Genomic DNA, 14,833 nt, shown 5'->3' on the forward strand with positions numbered 1-14,833 from the left:
TATGATTCGTCAAGAGAAAATGACGGTCGTCTCTCAAAAGCAAATTGCGACAAACATTTTCGAATTGACACTTCGTGGTGAACTGGTTCAGGATATGACTCCTGGCCAGTTTGTCCATGTAAAGGTGTCAGATTCAATGGAGCCGCTTTTACGTCGACCAATCAGTATTGCAAATATAGACAAAGACAACAACGAATTTACGATGATCTATCGTGCGGAAGGTCGCGGAACAAAGGTTTTAGCGACAAATCGCGAGGGGCAGCTCGTCAATGTACTCGGTCCAATTGGAAATGGTTTCCCTGTTGAGGCAGTAAAAGAGGGCGGTACTGCACTTTTAGTTGGCGGAGGAATCGGAGTACCACCATTACATGAGCTTTCTAAACAATTGAATGCTCGAGGTGTTAAAACGATTCATGTACTTGGCTTCCAAACGGAGGATGTATGCTTCTATGAGGAACAATTCAGTGCGCTTGGAGAAACACATTATGTAACGGTTGATGGCTCTAAAGGAACAAAAGGCTTTGTGACAAATGTATTAGAGTCACGAGCACCTGAATTCGATGTATTCTATTCTTGTGGTCCGCTACCAATGTTAAAAGCATTAGAAGGCTTCTATCCAGAAAAAGAAGGTTATTTATCATTTGAAGAGCGTATGGGCTGCGGTATCGGTGCTTGTTTCGCATGCGTGTGTAAAACAACAGATCAAGTAGCAAAAGATTATGTCAAAGTATGCTCTGATGGTCCAGTTTTCCCGAAAGGTACGGTGGCATTATGAGTCGATTAACTATTCAATTACCAGGTTTAGATTTAAAAAATCCAATAATGCCAGCTTCAGGCTGCTTCGGCTTTGGGCGTGAATATGCGCAGCTTTACGATTTATCAAAACTTGGCGCTATTATGATAAAAGCAACGACTGTGGAAACACGTCCTGGTAATCCAACTCCGCGTGTAGCAGAAACAGCGGCAGGAATGTTAAATGCAATTGGTTTACAAAATCCCGGCATTGAAAAAGTAATGAATGAAGAATTAAAGTTTCTAGAAGCATATGATGTGCCAATTATTGCAAATGTTGCTGGCACAGAGACAGCAGATTACGTAGAAGTAGCACGACGTATTTCGACTGCACCAAATGTGAAAGCATTAGAGCTTAATATTTCTTGTCCGAACGTTAAATGTGGTGGTATTCAGTTTGGTACAGACCCAGCAACAGCGCGCGAGTTAGTGAAAGCTGTAAAAGCTGCTTCTGAGGTGCCTGTATACGTGAAATTGTCTCCTAATGTAACGAACATCGTAGAAATCGCACAAGCTGTTGAAGCAGGCGGTGCAGATGGTATTACAATGATCAATACATTAATCGGTATGCGTTTAGACGAGCGTACAGGTAAGCCAGTGATTGCGAATGGTACAGGTGGCTTATCTGGTCCTGCTGTAAAGCCAGTTGCAATTCGCATGGTCTATGAGGTGTATAAGGCTGTCAATATTCCGATTATTGGCATGGGTGGCGTGACAGAAGCGCAAGACGTTATTGACTTTATGTCGGCCGGTGCATCAGCAGTTGCTGTTGGAACAGCAAACTTTGTCGATCACTTCGTTTGTCCTACTATTATTGATGAATTACCAGCAAAGCTTGATGCCTTAGGTGTAGAGCATATTTCAGAAATTATCGGAAGGAGCCATCGTTCATGAATACAAAACCAATACTTGCACTAGATTTTCCTGGAGAAGCAGAAGTATTCAATTTTCTAAAGCATTTTAATGAGCCTCTTTTCGTGAAAATTGGTATGGAATTATATATGCAGGAAGGACCGGATATTGTACGCAAGGTAAAAGATTTAGGTCATGATATTTTCCTTGATTTAAAGCTACACGATATTCCGAATACAGTTGGCTCTGCTATGAAAGGCTTAGCGAAATTAGGGGTAGATTTAGTCAACGTTCATGCGGCAGGTGGACGTCCGATGATGGAAGCGGCACTTGAGGGACTTGAAGCGGGTACTCCTGCAGGGCGTGAACGTGCGGCATTAATTGCAGTAACACAACTGACTTCTACAACAGAAGAGCAAATGCAGGCAGAGCAAAAAATTGCTTTATCTTTACAGGAATCGGTATTACATTATGCAAGCGTAACAAAACAAGCTGGTTTAAATGGAGTTGTCTGCTCCGTACATGAGGCAAAAGCAATTGCTGAAGTATGCGGTGAAGATTTCTTACGTGTGACACCTGGTATCCGTTTAGCAGGTGGCGATGCACACGACCAAAAGCGCATTGCAACACCAGACGGCGCAAAACGTGACGGTTCTTCGCTAATCGTCGTAGGACGTGCCGTAACAGGTGCACAAGATCCAGTAGCAGCATATAAAATCGTAAGTGAATTATGGGAGGCATAAATATGACATTACAAAATGAAATCGCACACGCTATGTTAAAGGTAGGTGCAGTAGAATTAAATCCAACAGAACTATTCACATGGGCATCAGGCATTAAATCGCCAATCTACTGTGATACACGTCTAACAATTTCTGACCCTGTAATTCGTAAACAATTAGCAAACGGTTTAGCATCTCTTATTAAAGAAAACTTTGGCGCAACAGAAGTCGTAGCAGGTACAGCAACAGCAGGCATTCCACATGCTGCTTGGGTAAGTGATATTTTAGAATTACCTATGGTTTACGTACGTTCTAAAGCAAAAGAACATGGCCGTGGTAACCAAATCGAAGGAAAATACGCAGCAGGTCAAAAAGTTGTAGTGGTAGAAGACATCGTTTCTACAGGCGGCTCATCAATTACAGCTGTAGAAGCATTACGCGCTGCAGGCTGTGAAGTACTAGGCGTTGTTTGTGTCTACACATACAATCTTCCACGTGCTGAACAAGCATTTGAAGAAGCTGGCATTCAATATGTATCGCTAACAAACTTTGATTATTTAATTGAAGCAGCTAACGAATCAGGCGCTATTAAAGAAGGAGACATCCCATTCCTTAAAGAGTGGCATGGCAAATTAAAAGCAGGCGAGCTTTAATTGATTTAAAAAAGGGTGGTATGAAAATTTCTCATACCACCTTTTCATTTGCTTAAAACTATTGCGTCAAAATAAATAAAGCATGGCCTCTTCAGGCAAAACGAGGGGTTGATTTCCGTTCCGACTGGGCGCTCCAAAATGCCAACCGCTGATAAAATGCCGAGAATCGCTGATAAAATCGAGAAAACCGCTGATAAAATGCCAAGAGTCGCTGATAACAACATGAAAATCGCTGATAAAATTTCGAGAACCGCCAATAGCATCATGAATCGCACCTGTAGTAAAGCGGTAGGGGGCTGGAATGTAAATCATCCTCATTTCAAGCGCATCAACATTGAAAAATATTTCCTTGACTACTTAAGACTGTAAACATACCCAAACAATATCAGGTATGTTTACAGTCTTTTATATTTTTTTAACTTCTGCTGAAAGAAGTTAAAACCTCCTTACGCTATTATGCCGAGGCATAATTGATTAACTTAAAGTAGGGGAGAAATGAGTCGCATAAGAGATTCGAGCATGCGTTTTTGAATACTTCGCTTTTGAAATGACGCCCATGTAATTTCTATGGAGTCTTTAAAATCTTGTTCAAAATCATTTTTTATATCTAGAACCGTTTTAGATTCATATAGGACCGCAATGATTTCATAATTAAGTTCAAAACTACGAATATCCATATTTGCTGTACCAATTGTTGCAACTTCATCATCAACAAGTACAATCTTAGCGTGCATAAAGCCATCTTTATAGCTGTAAATGGAGACTCCCGCTTTTAGAAGTGGTGTAAAGTATGATTGGGATGCTTGATCACTAATGACGCTATCGCCTTTTCCCGGATATAAAATTCGAACATCTACTCCGGAAAGTGCACTCAAACGTAATAATGTTAATGTTTCCTGATCAGGAATGAAGTATGGAGTGGCAATCCAAATTGACTTTTTGGCAGAGCCCATAATTTTCAATAGAGCATTTCGAATACTTGTATCATCTGAGCTAGGTCCACTTGCAATGATTTGAACGGCACCTTGCGCCTGATGAATTCCTTGACTTGGAAAGTATGCTCTATCCATAAATTGATTCCAAGAGTAAGCATTTAAACTGTTAGTGGCATAAAGAAAATCTTCTAGGAAAATGGCCTGTAGTTTATATAATGCTTTTCCTTCTATTTTTAAATGACTATCACGCCAAATAGGAAACTTCTTCGAACGACCAAGATATTCATCCCCGACATTGAGTCCACCTGTAAAACCGATTGTCCCATCTACAATAACAATCTTACGGTGATTACGATAATTGACGGTTTCTAATAGCCAAGGTGAAAGTATAGAATCAAATTCGATTACTTCAATCCCTGCTTCTTTCATTGGTTGTAAGAAACTCTTCCGTAATTTATTACTTCCGAGTCCATCGTAAAGAAAGCGTATGATCACGCCAGATTTTGCTTTCCTTATTAAGGCATCTCGAATTTCTGTGCCGATTTCATCTGATCGATAAATATAGTATTGAATATGAATATGATGTGTAGCATTTTCAATCGCTTGTATGATTTCAGTAAATGTTTCATCACCGTTTGTTAAGAGCTTTGTTGTAGTTTCATTAGCAGCAGGACCACCACCAAATTTTTGTATAACTTGAGTCAAATAGGTGGATCGTTCATTTAAAGGAGGGGAGTTTTCTAAATTAAAACTTTTCCCTTCTAAAATCTCACGAAATATTATTCTCCTTTCTTCTGAACGATGTAAATGCTTCCTTCTTCTCCAGTGACTTCTTCCGAAAAGTAAGTACATAAATACACCAATACCAGGGAGAATAGCTAAAACTAAAAGCCAAGCTAATGTACTTTGCGGAGAAAGGTTTTCAATAAAAATAACGAAAGCAATCCCTATAAGTGTGATGGGCCATAATAAGCCGATTAAGGTAGATAAGGGAATGATAGACTTATTTAAGAATATGAGCATAATTGCTGCAATTGTAAATAAAAATAGTAATTGGACAACGCGGTTTTTCATATGATGCATTTTCACCTATTCTTTCTTAAATATAATTTTCATAAGAGGAAGTTGTACTTTCATATTTTTATGATAAATTGTTTTCTTTTTTTTAACAATATAGGCATTTCCGCATGTGCCTTCTATAACGTATATTTTTACGTTTCTAGTTAATGAGCAAATCCACCTCCTCCTACTCGATTAAAATTGAACACTGAAACCGTTAAAATGATGGATTCCCGTACCGAATTTTACAAGATCCTCTTCTCTCAACGTAGTAACTGCCTGTTTTACTTCTATTAAAATAGAAGAATCAAGCCCCAATGTATTATGAGACCCGAAAATCTTCGTAATATTAGGTAAGTTCGCTATCTTCTCTAAGGAATCTACTAAATCTACTGGATTTGTTGTAGGGAAAAAAGCATAAATTGGCGTTTTATCATACAGTAAATCACCAGTAAATAAATAACCGTTGTTATGATCTAAAATAGATATATGCCCTGGTGAATGGCCAGGTGTATGCAGTATAGTCAATTTTCTATTTCAGATATCGATAATATCTCCATCCTCTAAAACACCAGAGGGCTGTCCTTGGAAAGGTTTATATGTTTCAGGATTAAACGTTTTGGGCGTAGGTATCGTGATATCACGACTGACGTCTTTTCTGATCTGTTCAATCGATAACTTTTTAATGCCATTTACTAGCCAATCAGCCTCTTCCTTGTGTACGTAAATATGCTCAAATTGTCTATGACTACCAATATGGTCCGATACGAAAAACATATACATTTCTTAAAAAATGTAGACATCTCTACTGTGACACAACTTATATCTTCCGACTTTCGTATTTGTGTCTTCCTTATTCTCCGAGTCTGGTTTCGCAAAACGCTACTACCATTTTGTATGACTCTCCAAAGGCTTAAATTCCGCAGTATCGTTGCGTACACATCTAAGGCTTAGTTTCAGTTAAGCTTCTTAGATTGAATAATTTGCTAAGTTAATGCTTGCGTTCAAATCTCTATCCATCTTTAATCCGCAAGAGCAGATAAATAATCTGTCTTTCAGTCTCAAATCTGATTTGACTTGTCCACAAGAAGAACAAGTTTTTGATGATGGAAACCATCTGTCGGCTTCAATAAATTCAATTCCGTATTTTTTACATTTGTATTGAATTTGCCGTTTGAATTCATATAACTTCTGCCCGGCTACCGCCTTCGCCAGATGTTTGTTTTTCATCATACCTTTTACATTTAAATGTTCCATTACAATACGAGATGGCTTGGTTTTCACGATCTCATTAGAACACTGATGTAAATGATTTGTTCGGATGTCGTTAAGTCGCTTATATAAATTACGAATTTCAGTGTTTTGTTTTTGAATATTTTTCATATTCTTTAAAGGTATTTTATAGATTGGCTTTCGTTTTTTAGTATACTCTTTCGTGTTGGCTTCAAGCTTACGAGCTAGTTGTCGTTGTTCTCGCTTCAACTTTTGCTCTAATCGTTTGACTTCTTTGGTTTTGTTAATGTTCTTTTTGAACTCACCATCAGAACAAACTGCCAATTTTTCGATACCCACATCAATTCCTAAACTTTCGTCGGTCAAATCATATGGCTCAAATTCTTGCTCAAACCCAATGGATAAGAACCAGTTTCGTCCGTCAAACGAAATGCGTGGATTCGAATATTTATGACTTTTTTTAAGCTTAGGAAGCGCATTGCAAGTTTTTACACTACCAATCTTTTCTCCTCTAAAACCTTCATTTGTTCGTTTTAAACTTTCGTAATTTACATAAAAACTAACTTTACTTCTTCGTCTGCTTTTGAACCTTGGCTTTTCAGTCATGCCTTCGAACCAACGCTTTCTAGCAATATCGGCATCTTTCACCGCCTGTTTCATCACATTGCTTCCGACTTCCTTCAGCCATTTATGCGTTGTTGGTTTCAGCTCGTTATTGATTTTCTTACGAACTTCGCCCTCTTTGACTGTACGCTTCTCGTCGTTATAAATACGTTCGCTTTCAGCCAAGAAATAATTGTAAGCCCATCTCGCAGTCCCCGCAGACTTCCAAAACAAAACCTCTTGTTCTTTAGTTGGTTTTAGTCTGATCTTTGTCCCTAGCGTGACAACATTTACACCAACACGTTTAGCAAATTTTCCAATGGACATTAATTCCATGCGTACCACCTCCCTTTCAATATGATAAAATCACTTTACCCTATTTAGAGAGGTTGTTAACATTTTTTAAATTTGTATCTATTTTTCTTGTTCACACGAAGGCGCAACCCTTCATGCAGTCTTTCTCTCACGAGTAGACCTCTTATGCTTTCACATAAGCGCAGACTATATCTTCATCTTATCTTTTAATAAGAGCCACATTTTTCTTCCGCCATTCGCTTGCGGTTTTACTCTCCCTCAAGGAGATAGTCGTTGAACGTCTTCCTTGTCTCATTAGAGATTTAGGAGTTCGCTGCTAAACATCCATTACCAAAGCACTTAGCGCTACCGTTTTCCGTTGTCACGATGATCCTTTACGGACACTGAGTAATTTTTTTCAGCTTATGCCATCCTTGTTGTTTTTTCTGCTTTCGCACCGTTACGTCTGCCGTTTCCAGCTCCGCTTTGGTCACAAGGCTTTAGGAGTTAAAAGCAATTAACGTGGAGTTCGCACCAATCGCTTGATACGAAGGGTATTCTGTTATAAATCTATACTTCTATACAGGTTTGTATAGTTTTGTCTAAATTTGTTGTAACAGTTTAGTTACCCAATGAACATGGGTAGTGAGGACCGTAATAGGTAAAGATGTTAGTTGATTACATATTCTTTCAATGTTATCGATGCCTAAACCAGTATCAATTAAAACAGCTTTATCCGTCCCGATCAGTAAAAATGAATGAACTTTTTCCCAATGTCCATATTCACTTATTGCAAACGTTTCTTCATTAATTTCTTCTACTGTAAACCAAGAATCCTTAATAATAACCATTAAATATACGCCCCTTTAAATTAATTAATCTATTATAACTTCGAAAAACATCTGCGCTGACGCTTCGCTTTCGGCAAAAAACACTTGCCGCTGACGCTTCGCTTTCGCGCAAAAAACATCTGCCGCTGCCGCTAGCACAAAGCCAATTCCGGACGCAATTATGCCGAAGTATAATTGATTATGATGCTTTTATTCGAACTTTTATCATATTTTTCCTTTAATTCTACATATATTATTTATAAAGTTAATTTTTTTTTAGAAAAAATATAATTAAGTGTAATCAAGAAGTACGTAAGTGGATAGGAAGAAGATATCCAAAAATTACTCTCTTAAGTATAGCAATAATGATTTGTAGTTTTTAACGCTTTAAATGAGAAAACTATATATTAAAACGGAAATAACTTAATTGGAAATATATATGGGAATAAGAATTGATAACTTTTTACTGTTAAATAGAATTAATCAAAAATTAAAGTGTATTTTTACAAATAAAGAAAACATTTTTTGTGAAAGAAAATTATATTTGGATAATAAAAATCGAGGAGTTTAGTTAATAGATTAAAAAAGAAGCAAATAATCATGTAAAGAAAAAATTAAACTTGTAAAATTATTTGATAAAGATGTAAGGACTTGATTTGTTTATATATTTATAATATTTCAAAAAAACTACTTGATTTAATGTATTATTTCTAGATAAAATAATGTTACATTTAATTTTCAGATAATTCCTGCATCGGATTTTGTTGTCTGAAGAAGTAAAAAAAATATTAAGGGTGTTTACAAATATAAATGGAGGTGTAAAGAATAGTTCAAAGAATATAATTCTGAAATAAATTTATAGCCAAGTGAAATCATTTTTCAGAATATTGAATATGGGAGGGGAGATTGTTTGAATACAGCAAATGACCTACTAACAATTAGAAATTTAACTACAAGTTTTCGCATTAAAGAAACTTACCACGCTGCTGTAGAGGATGTCTCGCTTTCGCTTAAAAAGAATGAAGTATTAGCAATCGTTGGAGAATCTGGTTGTGGTAAAAGTACATTAGCAACTACTATTGTAGGCCTGCACAATGAAGTTAACACAAAGGTTACAGGGGAAATTCATTATAATAATCAAAATTTAACGCAATTAAATGAGCAGCAATTTAATAGATTACGAGGTAATGATATTGGTTTTATTTTTCAGGATCCTCTTTCAGCTCTCAATCCGTTAATGCGGATAGGAGAACAGATTGCAGAGGGGCTGGTATATCATACAAAGCTCTCAAAGCAACAGCGCGCGGAGAGAGTATTAGAATTGTTGAATCAGGTAGGCATTTCTAATCCAGAGCGTGTGGCAAGACAATTCCCTCATCAATTGTCTGGGGGGATGCGTCAGCGTGTCATGATTGCCATTGCCTTGTCATGTAAACCATCTATTTTAATTGCAGATGAACCGACAACAGCTTTAGATGTGACGATCCAAGCTCAAATACTTGATTTATTAAAAGCACTACAGTCAGAAACTGAAACAGGTATTATCTTAATCACCCATGATTTAGGCGTGGTGGCAGAAATGGCTGATCGAGTTGCAGTAATGTATGCGGGTGAAGTAGTAGAAGAAGCACCTGTTCAGGAATTATTTAAAAATGCTAAACATCCTTATACTCGTTCTCTATTGAATTCTATTCCACAAACACATAGTGAAAATGAAAGACTTGAAGTTATTCAAGGTATGGTGCCATCGCTGAAGAATTTGCCTCGAGAAGGCTGCCGATTTTCAGCACGAATACCGTGGATAGATGCATCTGCACATGAAAGAAAACCACAATTACATGAAATTGCACCAGGTCATTTTGTTAGATGTACCTGCTGGAAACACTTTCATTTAGAAGGTGAAGAAGGAGGCGGGGCTGTATGAGCTTTATGCAAATTAATGATTTAAACGTTCATTACCCAATTCGAGGCGGCTTTTTTAATACAGTAATCGATAAGGTATATGCGGTTGATGGCGTCACAATGGAGTTTGAAAAAGGAAAAACATATGGTTTAGTAGGAGAATCAGGATCAGGAAAATCTACTACAGGAAAGGCCATTATTGGTTTAGAAAAAATCACTTCAGGCCAAATTTTCTACGAAGGTGAGGATGTAACAAACCAACGCAGAAATCGTAATTCAGCTTATAACAAAGACATTCAAATGATTTTCCAAGATTCTCATTCAAGTATGAATCCTAGAAAACGGGTACTAGACATTTTAGCAGAGCCTATTCGGAATTTTATGAAGCTTAGTGATCAAGAGGAGCGTAAGCGCATCAAAGAGTTACTAGCAATTGTAGGGATGTCTGAAGATGTATTGTTAAAATATCCGCATGAATTTTCTGGTGGTCAAAAACAACGTCTAGGAATCGCGCGAGCTGTTGCTTGTAATCCCAAAATGATTATAGCTGATGAACCTGTATCTGCGCTGGATTTATCCGTACAAGCACAGGTGTTAAACTTTATGAAAGATATTCAAACTGAATATGGTCTTACTTATTTATTTATTTCACATGATTTAGGTGTTGTAAAACATATGTGCGATCATATATCCATTATGTATAAAGGACGCTTCGTAGAAACAGGTACGAGACATGATATATATAGGGATCCACAACACGTTTATACAAAACGTCTGTTATCTGCTATTCCAAATATTGAACCAGAGTCACGCTTAGAGCGCAAACTCATTCGACAAAAAGTAGAAGAGAACTATCAAAAAGAGCAACATCAATATTATGATGAGCATGGAAAAGTATACCCGCTTAAATCCATTTCAGATACACATATGGTTGCGATGTCAGGGGGTATATAAAATGTGGAAAACAATTGTTAGACGAACACTTTTGATGATTCCTCAAATGTTTGTGCTAAGCCTAATTATCTTTATTTTGGCGAAGCAAATGCCAGGTGATCCATTTACAGGTTTGATTACACCAGAAACAGACCCTTCACGTATCGAAGAATTGAGAATTCAGTCAGGATTTTATGATCCATGGTATGTGCAATATTACCATTGGATAACTAACGCCTTCCAAGGAGATTTTGGACAAAGCTATACATATAAAATTGCGGTGTCCACACTGATTGGTGAGCGCGCATTAAATACATTTTGGCTCGCTCTACTAAGTGCGGTTCTCGTTTATGCGATTGCTATTCCATTAGGAATGATTGCGGGGCGTAAGCAAGATACATTGTACGATAAGTCGATCACACTCTATAGCTTTATAAGCTACGCGATACCGACTTTTGTCTTGGGTTTAATTTTCCTATATATTTTCGGTTATCGTTTAATGTGGTTCCCGACGAGTGGAACAGTTGATGTAGGTGTAGAACCGGGAACGCTGGAATATTATTGGAATCGCATCTATCATTTAATTTTACCTGCGATGACATATGCGATTTTAGGTACGACAACGATTATTCAATATTTACGTTCAGAAATTATCGATGCTAAGACACAGGATTATGTTAAAACAGCACGTAGTAAAGGCGTACCGATGAAAAGAATCTATAGAAGACATATTTTCCGCAATTCCTTATTGCCAATTGCAGCCTTCCTAGGTTTTACAATTACGGGCTTATTAGGTGGTTCGATTTTTATAGAAACAATTTTTGGCTTCCCGGGCATGGGGCAATTATTCATCCATTCTATAACGAGTCGCGATTATAGTGTGATTACAGCTCTCGTTATGCTTTATGGCTTCTTAGCATTATTAGGTAGTCTACTGTCAGATATTATTATGAGCATTGTTGATCCACGTATCCGCATAGACTAACTGTTAAATTTAATGTTTAAGGAGAGGTGAATATAAATGGAACAAAAAAATGACACAATGACAGTTGAAAGTACTCCACCAACAGGGATACAAGTTATAATACGTGAATTTCGGAAAGATAAGCTAGCGTTATTTTCATTCATTGGTATGAATTTACTGATTATTACGATATTAATTATGGCCATGTTTATGAACCAAGATGAAATATTAAAAATTAAATTATTAGAGCGCTTTACAGAGCCGGGGGTAAATGGTTATATTCTTGGAGCTGATGAAGCTGGGCGCGATATGTTTGGCCAGCTTATTATCGGTGCGAAAAACTCCATTTTAATTGCGATCGCTATTACGCTCATCGCCAATACAATAGGGGTTGTGCTCGGCATTATTATGGGCTATTACGGTGGCTTTATTGATAATTTTTTTATGCGTATCATCGATTTTCTCATGACATTACCAACGTTAATGATTATAATTGTAGTAGTTACAATTATTCCCAAATATGGTGTTTTTGAATTGATATTAATATTGAGTGCCTTCCAATGGATAGGGACAGCACGTTTAGTCCGCAGTAAAGCTTTATCAGAAGGACGCCGTGATTATGTGAGTGCCTCTAAAACAATGGGCACTAGTGATTTTGTCATCATGTTTAAGGGGATATTACCAAATTTAAGCTCGTTGCTAATTGTAGAGTTAACACTAAATTTTGCAGGGAATGTTGGGATTGAAACAGGTCTATCATTTTTAGGCTTTGGTTTACCACCATCTACACCTAGCTTAGGGACTCTTGTAAGCTATGCAACGAATCCAATTGTTTTATCTACTAAGTGGTGGGTTTGGTTGCCCGCATCATTATTAATTTTAGTATTGATGCTTGGTATAAATTATGTCGGTCAAGCGCTCAGACGTGCGGCTGACGCAAAACAACGATTAGGATAAAAGGGGAGGATTTACTCATGAAGAAGAATTGGTTATTCTTGTCCGTGCTATTTGCAGTCATGTTTGTTTTAGCAGCCTGCAATGGCGGAGGTGGTACTGAGAAAGGCTCAGAAACAGATAACAAAGGGAAATCAGGAGAAAAAGAAACGACTAAAGTAGAAGAAAATTTACTGTCATCAGAAGTGACTAATGAAGGAGAGGCAATTAAAGGCGGTACATTAAGAGTAGGTCTTGTAACAAGTTCTCCATTCCAAGGGATTTTCAATTGGGAGCTATATGAAGATGCATATGATAAAGAGATCATGGATTTTGCTACTAACTCTATCTTTAGTACAGATGGCGACTTTGTTGTTACAGATCAAGGTGCTGCAAAATTAGAGGTTGATAAGGACGCAAAAAAAGCAACGATTACACTTCAAGGTGATTATAAATGGTCAGATGGTAAAGCAGTAACGGCCGAAGATTTAATTTACCCATATTTAATTATCGGACATCCAGATTACACTGGTATACGTTATGATGATGATTTCAAAAATATTGTTGGTGTAGAAGAATATCATAGCGGTAAAGCAGATACAATTTCAGGTATTACAAAAGTTAACGATAAAGCAATTCAAATTCAATTTAAGAAAGTATCACCAGCAATTTATTATGGTGGAGATGGTTTATGGGGGTATGCAGCTCCGAAGCATCAATTAGAGTCTATTCCAGTAAAAGATTTAATTTCTTCCGATGCAGTACGAAAGAACCCTGTAACACTTGGACCATTTAAAATTGATAAAATTGTTAATGGTGAATCTGTACAATTTGTAGCAAACGAGTATTACTTTAAAGGAAAGCCAAAAATTGATAAAGTTGTGCTTGAGGTTGTACCACCAACTTCAATTGGTGAAGCATTACGAACTGGAAAATATGATATTGCAACATCATTCCCAACAAACCAATATGATGGTATAAAAGATCTTTCAAATGTATCAGTTCTAGGTCGTCCAGAGTTAGCATACTCTTATTTAGGTTTTAAATTAGGGAAATACGATAAAGTGGATAGTAAAAATATTTTTGACGAGAAGTCAAAAATGAACAATGTGGAATTACGTCAAGCAGTTGCGTATGCAATGGATATTGAGGGTGTTTCAGAAAAATTCTACCAAGGGTTACGTGAGCGTGGAAATTCTTTAATTCCTCCGGTATTCTCATTCTACGATGAAACGTTAGAGGGCTATCACTATGACCCTGAAAAAGCTAAGGAATTACTAGATAAAGCTGGGTATAAGGATAAAGATGGAGACGGAATTCGTGAAGATAAAGACGGAAAAAAATTCACTATTCGTTTAGCTGCTATGGCTGGCTCAGAAACGGACGAAGCGATTGTAGAATACTACCGTCAGAACTGGAAAGATATTGGCTTAGATGTGCAATTAACAACGGGTCGTCTTATCGAATTCAATGCTTTCTATGATAAAGTACAAGCGGATGATCCAGAAATCGATATGTATATGGCAGCATGGGGAACTGGTACAAACCCATCTCCAAAAGGTTTGTATGGAGAAGGTGCTGAGTTCAACTACAGTCGCTTTGTGTCTCCTGAGTTAACAAAATTATTAGATGCTATCGACTCTGAGGATGCGATGGATCCAGATAAACGTAAAAAAGCATTCCGTGCTTGGCAAGAATATATGAGTGAACAAGCAATGGTATTCCCAACATTCTTCCGAACTGAAGTTATTCCTGTGAATAAGCGTGTGAAAAACTGGGATGCATCTTATGCTACTGATACTAAAGATAATCTTCACACAGTAGAATTATTAGCTGATGAACCATTAAAATAGTTTAAAATCACAAAAAAACAGCTTTTCTTGTCACAAGAAAGGCTGTTTTTTATCAATAAAGTTACCAAAAGAATAGGTATAGTAAAACAACTAAATCAACATATTTACAGTTGAACATCTGATATTTCAATGAAAATTAATAAAAAGGAGTAGTTTCAATAATAATAGAAAACAACAGCTTAATCGTAAGTAGGGTGTGTCTGAAATTAGGACTGTTTTTGCATCCCCTAATACCAAATGCTGGAGGATGTGCATTAGCAGCAGAAACATCCAAG

12 protein-coding genes and 2 pseudogenes are annotated in these 14,833 nt (G+C 37.1%); 10 read left to right on the forward strand and 4 right to left on the reverse strand.

The features are described from left to right. Position 1 precedes the first annotated feature (1 nt). The 5 genes from AB9L17_RS05235 (at position 2) to AB9L17_RS05255 (ending at position 3,388) form a co-directional block, all read left to right on the forward strand. Positions 2-775, forward strand: a complete 774-nt coding sequence (locus AB9L17_RS05235) for a dihydroorotate dehydrogenase electron transfer subunit (protein ID WP_068983223.1) — start codon at positions 2-4, stop codon at positions 773-775. Continuing rightward, a complete protein-coding gene (locus AB9L17_RS05240) occupies positions 772-1,686 on the forward strand; it encodes a dihydroorotate dehydrogenase (RefSeq protein WP_068983222.1) in 915 nt (304 codons plus the stop codon). The genes AB9L17_RS05235 and AB9L17_RS05240 overlap by 4 nt, the downstream gene beginning before the upstream one ends. Then, positions 1,683-2,387, forward strand: coding sequence for an orotidine-5'-phosphate decarboxylase (pyrF, locus tag AB9L17_RS05245; RefSeq protein ID WP_068983221.1), 705 nt, complete (start codon positions 1,683-1,685; stop codon positions 2,385-2,387). The genes AB9L17_RS05240 and pyrF overlap by 4 nt, the downstream gene beginning before the upstream one ends. A gap of 2 nt (positions 2,388-2,389) precedes the next feature. Further along, a complete protein-coding gene (gene pyrE, locus AB9L17_RS05250; protein WP_068983220.1) occupies positions 2,390-3,019 on the forward strand; it encodes an orotate phosphoribosyltransferase in 630 nt (209 codons plus the stop codon). A 138-nt stretch (positions 3,020-3,157) separates the two neighbouring features. Further along, the gene (locus AB9L17_RS05255; protein WP_223552575.1) at positions 3,158-3,388 is read left to right on the forward strand and encodes a hypothetical protein; all 231 of its coding nucleotides are present in this window, start codon (positions 3,158-3,160) and stop codon (positions 3,386-3,388) included. A 110-nt stretch (positions 3,389-3,498) separates the two neighbouring features. On the opposite strand, the gene AB9L17_RS05260 is transcribed toward AB9L17_RS05255, so the two are convergent. From AB9L17_RS05260 to AB9L17_RS05275, 4 genes and pseudogenes are all read right to left on the reverse strand, one after another. Next, the gene (locus AB9L17_RS05260; RefSeq protein ID WP_375200169.1) at positions 3,499-5,028 is read right to left on the reverse strand and encodes a cardiolipin synthase; all 1,530 of its coding nucleotides are present in this window, start codon (positions 5,026-5,028) and stop codon (positions 3,499-3,501) included. 180 nt (positions 5,029-5,208) lie between these two features. Next, positions 5,209-5,775, reverse strand: a pseudogene (locus AB9L17_RS05265) (MBL fold metallo-hydrolase); the annotation flags it as partial. Positions 5,776-5,982: 207 nt separating this feature from the next. Beyond that, positions 5,983-7,185 carry an RNA-guided endonuclease InsQ/TnpB family protein gene (locus AB9L17_RS05270; RefSeq protein WP_375200170.1) on the reverse strand — a complete coding sequence of 401 codons (1,203 nt, stop codon included), beginning with the start codon at positions 7,183-7,185 and terminating at the stop codon, positions 5,983-5,985. A 587-nt stretch (positions 7,186-7,772) separates the two neighbouring features. Then, positions 7,773-7,994: pseudogene (locus AB9L17_RS05275) on the reverse strand (MBL fold metallo-hydrolase); the annotation flags it as partial. Positions 7,995-8,883: 889 nt separating this feature from the next. Here AB9L17_RS05275 and AB9L17_RS05280 point away from each other — a divergent pair. The 5 genes from AB9L17_RS05280 to AB9L17_RS05300 are packed head-to-tail and all read left to right on the forward strand — an operon-like array spanning position 8,884 to position 14,558. Next, a complete protein-coding gene (locus AB9L17_RS05280) occupies positions 8,884-9,897 on the forward strand; it encodes an ABC transporter ATP-binding protein (protein ID WP_068983216.1) in 1,014 nt (337 codons plus the stop codon). Continuing rightward, entirely contained in the window at positions 9,894-10,829 is a 936-nt protein-coding gene (locus AB9L17_RS05285; RefSeq protein ID WP_068983215.1) for an ATP-binding cassette domain-containing protein, read from the forward strand. The genes AB9L17_RS05280 and AB9L17_RS05285 overlap by 4 nt, the downstream gene beginning before the upstream one ends. A gap of 1 nt (position 10,830) precedes the next feature. Then, a complete protein-coding gene (gene opp4B, locus AB9L17_RS05290; protein ID WP_068983214.1) occupies positions 10,831-11,793 on the forward strand; it encodes an oligopeptide ABC transporter permease in 963 nt (320 codons plus the stop codon). Between the two features lie 36 nt (positions 11,794-11,829). Next, positions 11,830-12,729: an ABC transporter permease gene (locus AB9L17_RS05295; protein ID WP_068983213.1), complete on the forward strand. Its 900-nt coding sequence runs from the start codon at positions 11,830-11,832 to the stop codon at positions 12,727-12,729. A 17-nt stretch (positions 12,730-12,746) separates the two neighbouring features. After that, a complete protein-coding gene (locus tag AB9L17_RS05300) occupies positions 12,747-14,558 on the forward strand; it encodes an oligopeptide ABC transporter substrate-binding protein (protein ID WP_068983212.1) in 1,812 nt (603 codons plus the stop codon). Positions 14,559-14,833 lie beyond the last annotated feature (275 nt).

It is taken from the genome of Lysinibacillus sp. RS11 (genome assembly GCF_042019215.1).
Classification (GTDB): Bacteria; Bacillota; Bacilli; order Bacillales_A; family Planococcaceae; genus Lysinibacillus; species Lysinibacillus xylanilyticus_A.